13 protein-coding genes are annotated in these 14665 nt (G+C 66.3%); 2 read left to right on the top strand and 11 right to left on the bottom strand.

All coding sequences use genetic code 11. The features are described from left to right. Window positions 1-78: 78 nt before the first annotated feature. On the top strand, window positions 79-1437 hold the full coding sequence (locus tag HV742_RS05155; RefSeq protein WP_175144712.1) for an MFS transporter: 1359 nt from the start codon (window positions 79-81) through the stop codon (window positions 1435-1437). A 15-nt stretch (window positions 1438-1452) separates the two neighbouring features. Then, complete coding sequence (locus tag HV742_RS05150; RefSeq protein WP_175144621.1) at window positions 1453-2337, top strand: DMT family transporter; 885 nt, start codon at window positions 1453-1455, stop codon at window positions 2335-2337. On the opposite strand, the gene rfbC is transcribed toward HV742_RS05150, so the two are convergent. From rfbC to HV742_RS05095, 11 genes are all read right to left on the bottom strand, one after another. After that, entirely contained in the window at window positions 2334-2885 is a 552-nt protein-coding gene (gene rfbC / locus HV742_RS05145; RefSeq protein ID WP_175144620.1) for a dTDP-4-dehydrorhamnose 3,5-epimerase, read from the bottom strand. The two genes, HV742_RS05150 and rfbC, sit on opposite strands and share 4 nt — an antisense overlap. Continuing rightward, complete coding sequence (gene rfbA, locus HV742_RS05140; protein ID WP_175144619.1) at window positions 2885-3778, bottom strand: glucose-1-phosphate thymidylyltransferase RfbA; 894 nt, start codon at window positions 3776-3778, stop codon at window positions 2885-2887. The genes rfbC and rfbA overlap by 1 nt, the downstream gene beginning before the upstream one ends. Further along, window positions 3775-4827, bottom strand: a complete 1053-nt coding sequence (gene rfbB / locus HV742_RS05135; RefSeq protein ID WP_175144618.1) for a dTDP-glucose 4,6-dehydratase — start codon at window positions 4825-4827, stop codon at window positions 3775-3777. The genes rfbA and rfbB overlap by 4 nt, the downstream gene beginning before the upstream one ends. 63 nt (window positions 4828-4890) lie before the next feature. Next, window positions 4891-6102 (bottom strand): cardiolipin synthase ClsB, encoded by a 1212-nt coding sequence (gene clsB / locus HV742_RS05130; protein ID WP_049077146.1) that lies wholly within the window; start codon window positions 6100-6102, stop codon window positions 4891-4893. Continuing rightward, window positions 6099-6965, bottom strand: coding sequence for an endonuclease/exonuclease/phosphatase family protein (locus HV742_RS05125; RefSeq protein WP_049077149.1), 867 nt, complete (start codon window positions 6963-6965; stop codon window positions 6099-6101). The genes clsB and HV742_RS05125 overlap by 4 nt, the downstream gene beginning before the upstream one ends. Window positions 6966-7322: 357 nt before the next feature. Beyond that, window positions 7323-9110: an aspartate--tRNA ligase gene (gene aspS / locus HV742_RS05120; RefSeq protein ID WP_049077151.1), complete on the bottom strand. Its 1788-nt coding sequence runs from the start codon at window positions 9108-9110 to the stop codon at window positions 7323-7325. Between the two features lie 40 nt (window positions 9111-9150). Beyond that, entirely contained in the window at window positions 9151-9813 is a 663-nt protein-coding gene (locus HV742_RS05115; RefSeq protein ID WP_049077153.1) for a DUF502 domain-containing protein, read from the bottom strand. A 17-nt stretch (window positions 9814-9830) separates the two neighbouring features. Then, the gene (locus HV742_RS05110; RefSeq protein WP_049077155.1) at window positions 9831-10148 is read right to left on the bottom strand and encodes an FmdB family zinc ribbon protein; all 318 of its coding nucleotides are present in this window, start codon (window positions 10146-10148) and stop codon (window positions 9831-9833) included. A gap of 262 nt (window positions 10149-10410) precedes the next feature. Continuing rightward, window positions 10411-11694, bottom strand: a complete 1284-nt coding sequence (locus HV742_RS05105) for a putative Na+/H+ antiporter (protein WP_049077157.1) — start codon at window positions 11692-11694, stop codon at window positions 10411-10413. Window positions 11695-11821: 127 nt separating this feature from the next. Continuing rightward, window positions 11822-12718 carry a DUF6999 family protein gene (locus tag HV742_RS05100; RefSeq protein WP_049077159.1) on the bottom strand — a complete coding sequence of 299 codons (897 nt, stop codon included), beginning with the start codon at window positions 12716-12718 and terminating at the stop codon, window positions 11822-11824. Then, the gene (locus HV742_RS05095; RefSeq protein WP_175144617.1) at window positions 12715-14646 is read right to left on the bottom strand and encodes an iron-containing redox enzyme family protein; all 1932 of its coding nucleotides are present in this window, start codon (window positions 14644-14646) and stop codon (window positions 12715-12717) included. The genes HV742_RS05100 and HV742_RS05095 overlap by 4 nt, the downstream gene beginning before the upstream one ends. Between the last annotated feature and the right edge of the window lie 19 nt (window positions 14647-14665).

The raw sequence follows: 14665 nt of genomic DNA, 5'->3' as shown, positions 1-14665 counted from the left end.
GATATGCTTGGCGGCATGAACCCGCCCCCCCCATCGACCCAGCCCGCCGCCCCCGTGCATTCCCGCCGCGATCTGCTGATGGCCATGGCAGGGGTATCCGCCACCGTCGTGCTGGCGGCATTCGATTCCACCATCATCAGCACCACCTTGCCACGCGTGGCTGAGGCCCTCGACGGCATGTCCCTGTATGCCTGGGTGGGCACCGGCTACCTACTGGCCACTGCTGCATCGATCCTGATCTTCGGTCGCCTGGGCGACATGTTTGGCCGCAAGCCGTTAATGTTGGTGTCGGTCCTGATCATCGCCTTGGGCTCCATCGCCTGTGGCCTGTCGCAATCCATGACGCAGTTGATCGTATTCCGCTCGCTGCAAGGCATCGGCGGCGGCATGATGATCGCGACCGCGTTCGCGGCGCCAGCCGACCTGTTCCCCGACGCCAAACAACGCGTACGCTGGATGGCGCTGGTGTCCGCCGCGTTCGCCATGGCGAGTGGAATCGGCCCGGTACTGGGCGGCGCAGTGACACAGGCCATGGGCTGGCGCGCCGCATTCTTCATTTCCCCGGTCGCGGCGGCCATCACGCTCTTCCTGCTCGCGCGCTATTTCCCTCGGATCCGGCCACTGCACAATGAAAGCCGCAAGATCGACTGGCTTGGCGCCATACTGCTGGTGGTCGCGGTGGGTGCGCCCCTGGCAGCCCTGGAGCTGGCCTTCGCCAGCGGCGACCACGCCCACCCCTTGGTGGGACTGGTCCTCGCCGTTGCTGGCGCGCTAGCCATCGCCGCCTTGATTCCCATCGAACGCCGCGTCGCATCCCCGATATTTCCGCTGCGTGTACTGGCGGCCTGGGAATCACGGTTGCTGAACCTTGCCGCCATGATGGTGGGCGCCGTCATGTTCGTCCTGATCTTCTACAGCCCGCTGCTGCTGCAACAAGTGCTCGGCTACACCCCGAGCGAGGCCGGCCTGCTGCTGACCCCGCTGGTGGCCGCGATCTCGGTGGGCAGCATCATCAATGGCCGTCTGTTTCCCCGGCAGACGGAACCGCAGCGCCTGATGGTGTTCGGCGCCGGCCTGCTGGCGGTGGGCACGCTGATGGTGCTGCTGATTTCGCCGGGCACCTCGGCCTGGTGGATCCTGGCGGCGTTCTTCGTCAACGGCTGCGCGCTGGGCTTCCTGCTGCCCAACCTGACGCTGTTCATGCAGATGCTGAGCGAACGACGCGACGTGGGCGTGGCCTCGGCCCTGGTGCAGACCACCCGCGCCATCGGCAGCGCATTGGGCACCGCCGTAGTCGGCATCCTAATCTCCCACGGCACGATACTAAACGGAGTGCGCACCGGGCTGGTCCTGTGTATTGTCCTGTGCCTGACCTGCGCGGTACTCGCGCATCGGGTCAAGATGAAGAATATGGCAACCAGCCGGAATTCCACCTGATTCTCAGGATTTATCATGCGCCGCCGCGATTTGCTGGACCTTCTGCTCCTGGCCGCCGTCTGGGGCGGCTCTTTCCTGTTCATGCGCTTGGCCGTGGGGGAATTCGGCCCGGTTGCGCTGATCGAGCTGCGCGTGGGCCTGGCCGCGCTGTTCCTGCTGCCAGCCGCTTTGTGGCGCGGCAAGCTGACCATCATCGGCAGGCACTGGAAGGCCATATTGGTGGTGGGCGTCTTGAACGCCGCCCTGCCGTTCCTGCTATACGCTTACGCCGCCCAATCGCTCGGCGCGGGATTCCTTTCCGTGGCCAACGCCGTCACACCAGTATGGGGTGCGGTGGTCGGCTGGCTATGGTTAAAGGACAGGCTGCCCTGGTCGCGTTCGCTGGGCCTCGCGATCGGCCTGCTGGGAATCGTGGTGCTGGTGTGGGACAAGCTCGATTTCCAGCGCGGCGGGACCGGCCCCGCCGTGCTGGCGGCTGTGTCGGCCCCCATCTTCTACGGCATCGCGGCAAACTGGACCAAGCGCTTCCTGACGGGCGTGGACGCCCTGTCCAACGCGACCGGCAGCATGCTCGCCGCCAGCCTGGTACTGCTGCCGCTGGCGCTGGCCGCTTGGCCCGAAGCGCCGATATCGGTCCGCGCGTGGGGGGCCACCGTTTTGCTGGCAGTTGTCTGCACCGGTGCCGCCTACATCATCTTCTTCCGATTGATCGCCAATGTCGGTCCCACCGGCGCGGTCAGTGTCACATTTCTGGTCCCGGTATTCGGGGTGGTGTGGGGCGCGTGGTTCCTGGACGAGGCCATCACCGTGTCGATCCTGACTGGCGCCGGCATCATCCTCGTGGGCACGGCGCTGGCACTGGGCCTGGTTGGCGGCAAGCGGCGTGCGGCGCCAGGCTAGCCGAGTTGGATCCGGGGAGCGCGATCCAGGGTCAGGCCATGCTGGTCCGGCAGCGACAATTGGGGGGGATCGCTCAATGGCCAGGGTACCGCCAGGGCCGGATCATTCCACAACAGGCACTGTTGATGCGCCGGCTGGTAGTAGGCCGTCGCCTTGTACGACACCACGGCACGCTCGGACAACACCAAAAAGCCGTGCGCGTAGCCTTCCGGAATCCACAACTGAAGATGGTTCTCTGCCGACAAGCGCCGGGCCACCCACTGCCCGACGGTCGGCGAGTCCAGGCGCATGTCTACGGCCACATCGTAGATCTCGCCTTCGGTCACGCGTACCAACTTGCCCTGGGGATCCTGGGTCTGGTAGTGCAAGCCACGCAGGACGTGCCGATGGGACTCCGACTGGTTATCCTGGACGAAGCGCAGCTCGCGTCCGACCACGGCGTCCAGCACTGATTGCCGATAGGTCTCGAAAAAGCACCCGCGCGCATCGCGGTGCACTTCAGGTTCGATCAGCAGGATATCGGACAGCGACAGGGGTGTGATTTTCATCAGAAAGGCAGCCGTTTGAGCAGGCTCATCAAATAGTCGCCATAGCCGCTTTTCTGCAATGGACGTGCCAACGCCTCCAATTGCCCGGCATCGATCCATTGCTTGCGAAAGGCGATTTCCTCGGGACAGGCCACTTTCAGTCCCTGACGGCGCTCCAGTGTAGCGATGAACTGGCTGGCCTCAAGCAGACTGTCGTGCGTGCCCGTATCCAGCCAGGCATGGCCGCGGCCCATGATCTCGACATTGAGGCGGCCCAGTTGCAGATACGCTTGGTTCAAGTCCGTGATTTCCAGTTCGTTGCGGGAGGACGGACGGATGTGGCGCGCCATCTCCACCACTTGTTCGTCATAGAAATACAGGCCGGTGACGGCATAGCTGGACTGCGGCAAAGCCGGTTTCTCGTCAATCCGTTGCGCGCGGCCAGCGGCATCGAACTGCACCACGCCATAGCGTTGCGGATCCTGCACGTGATACGCAAACACGGTGGCGCCCGCCTGGCGCGCGTCGGCCCGCGCCAGCAACTGCGGCAGATCATGCCCGTAGAAAAGGTTGTCACCCAGGATCAACGCGCAAGGCGCCCCGCCAATGAAATCGGCACCGATGAGGAAAGCCTGCGCCAACCCGTCAGGCGACGGTTGCACGGCATACCGCAGGCTCAACCCCCAACGGCTACCATCCCCCAGCAAGTGGGCAAAGCGCGGCGCATCGTCGGGGGTGGTGATGATGAGAATTTCGCGTATGCCCGCCAGCATCAGCGTGCTGAGCGGATAGTAGATCATCGGCTTGTCGTAGACCGGCATCAGTTGCTTGCTCAGGGCCAGCGTGGCTGGATGCAACCGGGTACCGGACCCGCCGGCCAGGATGATGCCTTTGCGCGGCACGGTCGGACTCATGGCGCTGGATCTCCCTGGCGGTAGGCGCCCGATACGATGTCGGCAACCCATTGCGGGTTGTCCAGATACCAACGCACGGTTTTCTCCAACCCCGAAGCGAACGTCTCGGAAGGCCGCCAGCCCAATTCGCGCTGGGCCCGCGTCGTGTCGATGGCGTAGCGGCGATCGTGCCCAGGGCGATCCGCGACCTTCGCGATCTGCGTCTTGTAGGCCGCGCCATCGGCACGCGGGCGCAGCTGGTCCAACAGTTTGCAGACGGCCAGCACCACGTCCAGGTTGGTGCGCTCGCTGTTGCCCCCCAGATTGTAAGTTTCGCCGGGAAGGCCGCGGTCGAGCACCTTGCGCAGGCCGGCGCAATGATCCGTCACGTACAGCCAGTCGCGCACATGTAGGCCATCTCCGTAGACGGGCAATGGCAGGCCGGCCAGCGCATTTTGGATCATCAATGGAATCAGTTTCTCCGGAAATTGGCGCGGCCCGAAGTTGTTGGAGCAGTGCGTGGTCAGCACCGGCAGGCCGTGCGTCTTGCCGCAGGCCCGCACCAGGTGATCGCTGGCCGCCTTGCTGGCGGAATAGGGATTATTGGGCTGAAACGGGCTCGATTCGGTGAAGGCGGGGGCATCGGGCGACAGCGAGCCGTAGACCTCGTCGGTGGAAACATGCAGGAAGCGGAAGTCGTCGCGGGCCGGGCCGGTCAGGCCCGCCCAATACGTGCGCGCCGCCTCCAGCAGGCCATGCGTGCCGCAGATATTGCTCTGGATGAAATCCCCCGCCCCGGCAATGGAGCGGTCCACGTGCGACTCCGCCGCGAAATGCAGGATCGCGCGCGGCTGGTGCGTTTGCAGCAGACGGGTCACCAACGCGATGTCGCCGACATCGCCCACCACGAACACATGGCGCGCGTCGTCCTTCAACCCGTCCAGGTTGTGCCGGTTGCCGGCATAGGTCAGCTTGTCCAGATTGACCACGGGCTCGCCCCCCTGCGCCAGCCAATCCAGCACAAAGTTGGAACCGATGAATCCGGCGCCGCCGGTGACGAGAATGCTCATTGCGTAGTGCCCGAGTGAAGGCGCCGCCTTCCAATCCGGCAGTTTACCGCCGTGGCCGCCGGCTCAATACTTATCCGACGTCCCCGTCAACGCCACCCCGATCCGCAGCAACGTATACGACATCGCATCCACCCAACGCCGCACCCACCCCCGCCGCTGATATTCCAGCGGACGGATGAAGCGCCCGCCTTCCTGGATCGCCGCTTCCAGCCGCTCCTGCAGGTCCCAGGCAAACGGCTGGTCGTCGACCACCACATTGGCCTCGCGCGCCAGCAGCAGGCTGAACGGATCCAGGTTGGACGAACCGACCGTGGCGACGTTGTCGATCACCGCCACCTTGGCATGCAGATAGCTTGGCATGTACTCATAGATCTCGATGCCATCGCGCAGCAGCTGGTCGTACAGCGAGCGAGTGGCGTGGTACTGCATGCGGTATTCGACCTTGCCCTGCAGTAGCAGCCGCACGCGCACGCCGCGCGCGGCGGCCTTGGCCAGGGCGCGGCGGAACTGGCGGCCGGGAAAGAAATAGGCGTTGGCGATGAGGATGTCGCGCCGCGCCTGCGTGATGCCATACAGGTAGGCGCGTTCGAAGGTCTGGCGGAAACGCAGGTTGTCCCGCAGCACCAGCGCGGCGCGCAGGGTGCCACAGGGCGCCACCGGCGCGTGGCTGGGCTTGGTCAGCCGCATGCGGTTCCAGTCGCGCGGATGGCGCCGCAGACGCGCCCAGTTCAGGCGCACCCACAGCAGGTCCTGCGCGTACGCCGCCTCTGTCACCAGCGGGCCGCGCACCTGGACCGCGAAATCGAAGCGCGGCGCCGAGATGCCGTCGGTGGGATCGAGATCGTCATAATCGTCGATGATGTTGATGCCGCCGATGAAGGCGACGCTGCCATCGACGATGGTGACCTTGCGGTGCAGGCGCCGCAGGCGGCTGCGCGAGGGAATGAACTTCGCGAACCAGCGCGGCTCGGGACGGAAGATGCGGCATTGCGCCCCCGCGCTGGTCAAGCGCTCACGCAGGGTATCCGCGGTTTCGGCCGCGCCGAAACCGTCGAGCACCACGCGCACCTTGACGCCGCGCGCGGCCGCCGCCGTCAGGCAGTCCAGCACCTTCACGCCGGTGCGGTCCAGCATGAAGATGTAGGTTTCCAGATGCACGCTGGATTGCGCCGCATCGATCGCCTGGCACAACGCCGGAAAGAAGTCGGTGCCGTTCTGCAGCAGCCGGATGTCGTTGCCGTCGGTCCACTCCAGCCTGACCTGCTCGGCCTTCACGGGAGTTCCAGCTCGGCCAGCAAGGGGGAATGATCGGACAGCCGCGCCCATTCGCGGCCGCGCAGCACGCGCGCGCTGCGCACGGCGAAGCCGCGCTGGTAGATGCGGTCCAGGCGGAACCAGGGAAACACGGCGGGAAAGGTGCGCGGCGGCGGCAGCAACAGGGGCGAATTGCCGTCCATGCCCAGCTGATTGGTGCGTTCCAGCACGGATACGCCGCTGTTGGGCAGGCCGCGCAGGGCGTTGCTCAGGCGCTTGACCGAATCGCGCAAGCGCGGCAATTCGCCGCCATGACTGCGCGGGGCGTGCGAAAACACCTCGTACAGGCCCAACTGCTGCACGAACAGCGGCGCCAGCCGGTCGCCCCAGTCGTTGAAATCGCCCGCGATCAGGATCGGTTCGCCATCGGGCACCATGCGCCGGATGCGCTCGGTCAGCGCCAGGATCTGGCGGCTGCGGCTGCCGGCGAACAGGCCCAGGTGCACCACGAAGCAATGCACCGCCCGGCCGTCGAGTTCGATGGTCGCGTGCAGCAGCCCGCGCTGCTCCAGGCGATGATCGGAGATGTCCTGGTTTTCGTGATCGAGGATGGGAAAGCGCGACAACAGGGCGTTGCCGTGGTCCGTGGCGCTGCGGATCGCGTTGCGGCCGTAGGCCACGTCCAGCTTGAGCGCGGCGGCCAGCGACTCGTGCTGGGCGTCGAGCAGCGATTTCTGCTCGTTGCGGCCCTGCACTTCCTGCAGGAAGACCAGGTCGGGGCGCAGGCCGTAAAGGCCCAGCCGCAGTTCGTTCAACGAGTCGCGACGACCCAGCGCCGAGCGACCTTTATGGATGTTGTAGCTGACGACACGAATGAGCGACATGGAGGAGATGGCGCCTTCTCAAGACAGTGAAACCGCCAACCGAGGCCCACAAAAAAGAAGCGTCCCGGCAAGCACCGCCAACCCAGGCGGCGTTTGCCAGATTACTCCAATTCCATGAACCCTTCCCACCTCGGAGACACCCTGAAACGCAGCGAACGGGCCCGGCGCGGCTCAGAGGCGTATCCGCTCAGGCAAAGCCCCGCACCCGGGACGTCCCCAAGCCGAGCACACACAAGGCAAGCAGAAAAACGCCACAAACCCGAGACACCATCCCTAGCCAGGCCGCCGGGATCCGGCTCCGCCGGTCCCGCGCGGCGCCCCCTTGAGGGGGAGCGCCGCAGGCGCTCGGGGGTGGGCCTACTTCGGCTCTGCGTTGCGCAGGCGGATATGCAGCTCGCGCAGTTGCTTCTCGTCGACTTCCGACGGCGCCTGGGTCAGCAGATCCTGCGCACGCTGGGTCTTCGGGAACGCGATCACGTCGCGGATCGATTCGGCGCCGGTCATCATCGTGACGATGCGGTCCAGGCCGAAGGCGATGCCGCCGTGCGGAGGCGCGCCGTACTGCAGCGCGTCCAGCAGGTAGCCGAACTTCTCGCGGGCTTCCTCGGCGCCGATCTTGAGCGCGCGGAACACCTTGCTCTGCACTTCCTCGCGGTGGATACGGACCGAGCCGCCGCCGATTTCCCAGCCGTTCAGGACCATGTCGTAGGCCTTGGCGAACGCCTTGCTGGGATCGGTCTCGAGGAAGTCCTCGTGGCCGTCCTTGGGGCTGGTGAACGGGTGGTGGGCGGCGGTGTAGCGGCCGTCTTCCTCGTCGTATTCGAACATCGGGAAGTCGACCACCCACAGCGGCATCCAGCCCGCGGTGAACAGGCCGGTCTTCTTGCCGAATTCGCTGTGGCCGATCTTCACGCGCAGCGCGCCGATGGCGTCGTTGACGACCTTCTCGCGGTCGGCGCCGAAGAAGATGATGTCGCCGTCCTGCGCGCCGGTGCGCTTGACCAGTTCGGCCAGGGCGGCGTCATGCAGGTTCTTGACGATGGGCGATTGCAGGCCGTCGCGGCCCTTGGCCACTTCGTTGACCTTGATGTAGGCCAGGCCCTTGGCGCCGTAGATGCCGACGAACTGGGTGTAGGCGTCGATCTCGCTGCGCGACATCTCGGCGCCGCCGGGCACGCGCAGGGCGACCACGCGGCTGCCGGGCGCCGTGGCGGCGGCGGCGAACACCTTGAAGTCCACGTCGCGCATGACGTCGGTCATGTCGGTGAATTCGAGCTGCACGCGCAGGTCGGGCTTGTCCGAACCGTAGCGACGCATCGCTTCGGTCCAGGTCATGATGGGGAACGGGTTGGCCAGGTCGACGCCCTGCACCACCTTGAACACGTGGCGGATCATGTTCTCGAAGATCTCGCGGATCTCGAGCTCGTTCAGGAACGAGGTTTCGCAGTCGATCTGGGTGAATTCCGGCTGGCGGTCGGCGCGCAGGTCTTCGTCGCGGAAGCACTTGGTGATCTGGTAGTAACGGTCAAAGCCCGACACCATCAGCATCTGCTTGAACAGCTGCGGCGACTGCGGCAGCGCGAAGAAGTGGCCGGCGTTGACGCGCGAGGGCACCAGGTAGTCGCGCGCGCCTTCCGGCGTGCTCTTGGCCAGCATCGGGGTTTCGATGTCGATGAAGCCCAGCTGGTCCAGGAACTTGCGGGTTTCGATCGAGACGCGGTAGCGCAGCATCAGGTTGCGCTGCATCTGCGGGCGGCGCAGGTCCAGCACGCGGTGCGTCAGGCGGGTGGTTTCCGACAGGTTGTCGTCGTCCAGCTGGAACGGCGGCGTGACCGACGCGTTCAGGATCTCGACTTCCTTGCACAGCACTTCGATCTCGCCCGAGGCCAGCTCGGCATTGGCGGTGCCCGCCGGACGCTCGCGCACCAGGCCGGTGACGCGGATGCAGAATTCGTTGCGCAGGCGCTCGGCGGTGGCGAAGGCGGCGTTATCCGGATCGAACACGATCTGCGCCAGGCCCGCGCGGTCGCGCAAGTCGATGAAGATGACCCCGCCGTGGTCGCGGCGGCGGTTCACCCAGCCATACAGGGTGACGGTCTGGCCGAGATGGTCGCGGCAAACCTGGCCGGTGTAGCAGGTACGCATCGGGATAACTCCGTTGTGTGCTTGGTAGTAGCGTAAAGGGTTACAGGTCGACGCCCGGCGCGCGCTGCGCGTCCGGCGTCGGAGAGAGCGGCGCCGGCCGGGCGCCCGGCGCGGCCGGACCCGGGGCGACGACGCCCATGGAAACGATGTACTTCAAGGCCGCGTCCACGCTCATCTGCAGGTCCACCGTGTCGGCACGGGGCACCATCAGGAAGAAGCCGGACGTGGGATTCGGCGTGGTCGGCACGTACACGCTGATGTGGTCCCCGGGCAGCCGGTCGGCCACTTCGCCGCTAGGCGTGCCGGTGACAAATGCGATGGTCCAGCTGCCGGCGCGCGGATACTGCACCAGCACCGCGCGGCGGAATGCCTGGCCATTCGGGGCCAGCACGGTGTCGCTGACCTGCTTGACCGAGTTGTAGATCGAGCGCACCAGGGGAATGCGGCCCAGCAGGTTTTCCCACTGGTCCACCATGGTGCGGCCGATCAGGTTGGCCGCGAAAATGCCCGTCAACAGCACCACCACGATGACCAGGACGAAGCGGAAGCCGGGAATGTCGACGCCGAACAGCGACTCGGACGACAGAAAACCAGGCACGAACCCTTCGAGGGTGGCGACCAGCAGACCCAGCACCCACACCGTGATGACCAGGGGAACCCAGATCAGCAGGCCGGTGATGAAGTACTTCTTGATGACGCGCATACGCATCGCGCGGTTACTCAGGAGGCGGTGGACGGCCCCGCGGCGGGCGCGGGGGCAGCGGCCGGCGCAGCCGGTGCGCTGGCCGCCGGCGCGGCGCTTTCAGCGGGCGTCGACGGGGCACTGGCGCCAGTGGCCTGCTGGCCGCCGCTGCCGTTGCCGCGGAAATCGGTGACGTACCAGCCCGAGCCCTTGAGCTGGAAGCCAGCCGCGGTCACTTGCTTGGAAAACGTGCTTTGGCCGCACTCGGGGCAAACCGAAAGCGGCGCGTCGGAAATCTTCTGCAGGACGTCTTTGGCATGGCCGCAGGCGCTGCACTTATAGGCGTAGATGGGCATCGAGGGCTCCCAGGCGCGGGCCCGGTGTATCAGTGACCGTCGGCCAGACGTTGCAAACCCATTGCGCAAAACCAGGGGCTCGAGGAGTCCTCCAAACCAAAGGGAGGCCCCGGGGCCGGAACTGGCGCTGGACCGGACAACGGCCGGGCACGGCCGGAAAAATACGGGAAAGTCTTGAATTTTAGCGGTTTTTCGTGAAAGGCCGGTGGCGTCCCCACAGCGGGGTGCCCGGGGGCTCCGCCGACGGGCTCGCCCCGCGCCCTCAGACGGGCAACAGGAACATCACGGCGGCCACCGCCGTCGGCCCCAGCGCGGACAAAAACAGCCGCCCGGACGAGATACTGCCGTCCGGAAAATGGTTCTTCAGGATGGCGAAACCGGCCGGATTCGGCGCGTTGGCGATCACGGTCAGACCGCCCCCCGTCACCGCGCCCGCCACCAGCATGTAGCGCCAGGCTTCGCTGGTGCCTTCCACCAGCGACCCCAGGTAGGTCAGCGCGGCGTTGTCGGTAATGGCCGTCAGCGCGGTCGCGCCCCAGAACAGCACGAACGGCTCCAGCCCGCCCAGCAGGTCCTGCAGCCACCACTTCTGCAGGCCGCCCAGCACCACCAGGCCGGCCAGGAAGAAGCCCACCATCAGCCCTTCCTTGATCAACAGGCGGTTCTGGTGGCGCTTGTAGGCCTCGGCAAAGCCGATGAACATCATCAGCAGGCCGAGGAAGATCGCCGGGTGGTGCGCGCTCAACACCACCGCCACCAGGAACACCAGGTGGATCAGCATCACCAGCGCCGGCACGGGCGGCCGGTTGTCCTTGCCTTCCGGGGCGTCGACTCCACCGCCCGTGCCCACCGAGCGCTCCAGCAACGCCTTGCGGCAGATGAAGGTCAGCAGGCCCGCGTTCAGGCACACCGCCACCGCCGCGCGCCAGCCGAAATGCTGCGCCATGAAGGCCGAGTCCCAGCCGAAGGTGGACGCCACCATCAGCACCGGCGGCGCCGCGTAGGAGGTCAGCACGCCGCCGATCGACACGTTGACGAACAGCACGCCCAGCGTCAGGTACTTGAAGCCGGCGCGGCCGCTGGTGCGGAAATAGGCATCGCGCAGCAGGATCGCCGCCAGCGTCATGGCCGCCGGCTCGGTGATGAACGAGCCGCCCAGCGGCACCAGCGACATCACCACGAAGAACGTCGCCAGCTCGCGCGGCAGCGGCAGCGCGCGCGCCGTGGCGCGCACCAGCAGCCCCACCAGCTCCAGGATCGGCCGGCTGGCCGCCACCACCATGATGGTGAAGACGAACAGCGGCTCGGTGAAGTTGCGGGTGTCCATGTAGCCGATGGCCGCGGACGGCCCCGACAGTGCCGCCATCGCCACGATCAGGGCGAACGCCCACACCCCGAAAACCGCCTCGACCTCGGCCAGCAGGTGCCAGAAGCCGGCATGCGGCCCGCCGCGATGGGCCAGGCGGGCGAACATGGGAACGGAAAAGGTGTGCAACACCGCCACGACGAACAGGAGGGTGGCGATGATCTCTATGGGCTGGGGCATCGAAAGCGCTTCCGGAATGAAGACCCGGGCCGCGCGCACGCGACCCCGAATCGGCGGACAAGGGTCGCACTATAGCGTAGCGAACCCGACCCGCCCTACAGGGACAACGCTAGGATTCGACCACTTTTCAGGCGATCGGCGCGGGCGGTTCGCCGCCCTGCTGCGCATCGCGCATCTCCATCAGCAGGCTGTGCAGCATTTCGGTCGACAGCCCATGCAGCACCAGCCGGTACCCGGCGCGCAGCGTCGACATGGGCACCAGCGGATGACTGTTGTTGACCAGGATCAGGTGCTGCGGCGCGCCCAGCAATTTGGCCGCGTAGATGCCGATGGTCTCATCCAGCTGCAGCGAATTGGCCGCGCGCCAGAAGTCGTTGTCGGTCAGCATCAGCTGGTAGAGCGGCGTGAACAGCTCGATGGCGCTTTGCAGGTCGAGGAAATTCAGCTTGCCCTGCGGCATGTCCTCGAGCTTGAGATCCGGGTCGCGGATCATCGAAAAGTCCACGCGCTCGGGCGCATGCATCTCCACGCCCGCGTCGCGCAAGGCCTGGTTCAGCCGGATCACGAAGTTGAACAGGTTGAGGTCGTGCTTGACGAACAGTTCGTCCTTGAGATCGTCGATCTCCATCGGTTCGAGCGGCGTGGTGGTGATGCGCACCGGCGAGTTGGCCGCGATGAACGCCAGGATCTGCGCGCCCAGATGGAAATGCCGCAGGATCAGCCAGTTGGCCTCTGGCGAGACGAAGCGCTTCAGGCCCCACGCCAGGATGCGATGCAGCAGCCGCGAATGCGACCAGCGGCGCGGCAGGAAGGTCTTGATGACCTGGATCAGGATGATGCAGGCGCGCGCCAGCGGCCGCAGGAACGGCAGCAGGTACTGGCGCGAGCCGCAGCTCGAATCGGTCAGCCAGGCCTTCTTGACCTTGTCCGGCAGCGGCGTGCTGCGATCCAGGTACAGCGCCAGCCACGGACTCGGATCGGCGGGATCGTGGCCCTTGGCCAGGAATTCCGGTTCCTTGTTCATGCGGCATCATCCTCCATCACGTGATGAAACTGCATCAGGTACAGCGCGGCCGTGCGGCGCGCGGTGTCGACGATACGCTGCTCGGCGCGGCCGTCCTCGTCACAGTCCAGCGCCAGTTCCACCGCCGTCAGCCAGCGCGCCAGGTGGTTCTCGTCGTTGTGGCCATGGTATTCCAGGAAGCGGAAGGCGTCCGGCGGCAGCTTCAGGCTGGCCTTGAGCAACGGCAGCAGGGCCGGCACGATGCGCTGGCCGGTGCCCTCGATGATGTAGATGGCGCCCAGGAGGCCGATCGGGTCGCGCGTGGCGGCCAGGCTGTGCAGATAGGCGTTGAGCGCCTCGCCGCCGGGGTTGCGACGCAGCGCGTCGATGTTGTCGATGGCGCCGCCGGCCGTGCGGTAGTCCTGGAACAGGATCTGGAAATCGTTCTGCTCCTCGCCCGCATGCATGTCGATCAGCGCAGCCAGCGGCTGATATTGCTCGGTCAGCGAGGCCGCGCCTTCGCGCATCCACTTGCTGCCCTCGCGCACCTGCGGGATCCAGTTCTCCATCCAGTTCAGGTAGTCGGCGGTCTCGAAGCGGCGGTTGCGCAGGCGCCGCACCACCGGCGTGCGCCAGACGCGCGAGCGGTAGTCGTGCCAGATCGCCGCCAGTTCGGTGAGCAACTGGCCCAGGCCCTGCGGCGCCATGTCCGGATCGTGCGGCGGCGCGATGGCGTCGGCATCGGCGCTGTGGGCGTCCTCGCGCCCGGCCGCGACCGGCGTGGCGCCCACGGCCACCGACGGCGCGGCGTCATGCGCGGCCTCGGCCTCCAGCAGCATGTAGGCCGCCATGAAGCGGCCCGACTCGGGGATGTAGCAGAAGATCTGCTCGCCCGGCTTGATCTCGCGCGTTTCCAGGAACTCGGCCAGCATGATCAGGATCGACGCCGCGCCGGTGTTGCCACGCCAGGCCAGGTTGCTGAACCAGCGCTCTCGCGGGATCACCAGGCCGGCCTTCTCCATCAGGTCCTCGACCACCGGAATGAATTTCTCGGATGAGTAGTGGCACAGGAAATGATCGACCTGGTCCGGATCCAGCCAACCGTCGCGCACCAGCTTGGCGTACTCGTGGATGCCGATGTCGAACAGGTGCGGCAGCAGCCGGATGTCCTGGCGCAGCGACAGCGCGCCATCGGCCTCGGCCTCGTTCCACGACGGATAGTCCAGGTGGCCCTTCTGCCGGTCGGCCGACAGGCCCAGCTGCATGCACACCGGATAGTCGCCCGAGAACGAGCGCTGGTGCACCCACTTCAGGCGCAGCCGCACGCCCTGGGACGCGCCCGGCAACGGCCGGCCGCCGCGTCCCAGCAGCAACGCGCCGGCGCCATCGGACAGCATCCAGCGCAGGAAATGCGCGTCGAAGTCGGCGTCATAACCACGCGCGGCAAAGCGCGAGCGCTTGAACAGGCGTGACGGCAGCTCGGCCGCGACCGCCAGCGCGCTGGCATGGCCGCCCATCTCGACGCCCTGCGCCGCCACCTGGATCGCCGACACGCCCGCCGCGCAGATGCCGTGTACCGACAGCGTCTCCATCGGATGCGCGGCCAGCTCGCCCTGGATCATGTTGGCAAAGCCCGGCATCAGCGCATCGCCGCCGGACGAGCCGCTGGTCAGCAACGACACATCCGCCAGGTCGCCGTCATTGCGCCGCAGGCAATCGCGGATGGCGTTGGCGGCCAGCTGCGCGTTGGTGAAGACGGTGCCGCCCTCGGCATCGATCGCGTAGTAGCGCTGCTTGATGCCGTTCTCGGCCAGAATGCGGCTCTTGATGCGGCTGGACATGCGGTTCAGCGGCGCGATGTAGCTGTCCATGGCCTCGTTGGACACGGGTTCGCCCGGCATGAAATAGCCGGCGCTTTCCAGGTAGACACGATTGAACGCGATAGGCATGGCGGGTCTCTAGTGGCAG

This window comes from Achromobacter ruhlandii (assembly GCF_902859695.1).
GTDB lineage: Bacteria > Pseudomonadota > Gammaproteobacteria > Burkholderiales > Burkholderiaceae_B > Achromobacter > Achromobacter ruhlandii.
The sequence above is the reverse complement of the archived record's forward strand: the minus strand, read 5'-3'. Positions and strand labels throughout refer to the sequence as shown.

Coding starts and splice junctions, on each gene's coding strand:
- HV742_RS05155 (WP_175144712.1), top strand. CDS start 79: ATGGCCATGGCAGGGGTATCCGCCACCGTCGTGCTGGCGGCATTCGAT.
- HV742_RS05150 (WP_175144621.1), top strand. CDS start 1,453: ATGCGCCGCCGCGATTTGCTGGACCTTCTGCTCCTGGCCGCCGTCTGG.
- rfbC (WP_175144620.1), bottom strand. CDS start 2,885: ATGAAAATCACACCCCTGTCGCTGTCCGATATCCTGCTGATCGAACCT.
- rfbA (WP_175144619.1), bottom strand. CDS start 3,778: ATGAGTCCGACCGTGCCGCGCAAAGGCATCATCCTGGCCGGCGGGTCC.
- rfbB (WP_175144618.1), bottom strand. CDS start 4,827: ATGAGCATTCTCGTCACCGGCGGCGCCGGATTCATCGGTTCCAACTTT.
- HV742_RS05125 (WP_049077149.1), bottom strand. CDS start 6,965: ATGTCGCTCATTCGTGTCGTCAGCTACAACATCCATAAAGGTCGCTCG.
- aspS (WP_049077151.1), bottom strand. CDS start 9,110: ATGCGTACCTGCTACACCGGCCAGGTTTGCCGCGACCATCTCGGCCAG.
- HV742_RS05115 (WP_049077153.1), bottom strand. CDS start 9,813: ATGCGCGTCATCAAGAAGTACTTCATCACCGGCCTGCTGATCTGGGTT.
- HV742_RS05110 (WP_049077155.1), bottom strand. CDS start 10,148: ATGCCCATCTACGCCTATAAGTGCAGCGCCTGCGGCCATGCCAAAGAC.
- HV742_RS05105 (WP_049077157.1), bottom strand. CDS start 11,694: ATGCCCCAGCCCATAGAGATCATCGCCACCCTCCTGTTCGTCGTGGCG.
- HV742_RS05100 (WP_049077159.1), bottom strand. CDS start 12,718: ATGAACAAGGAACCGGAATTCCTGGCCAAGGGCCACGATCCCGCCGAT.
- HV742_RS05095 (WP_175144617.1), bottom strand. CDS start 14,646: ATGCCTATCGCGTTCAATCGTGTCTACCTGGAAAGCGCCGGCTATTTC.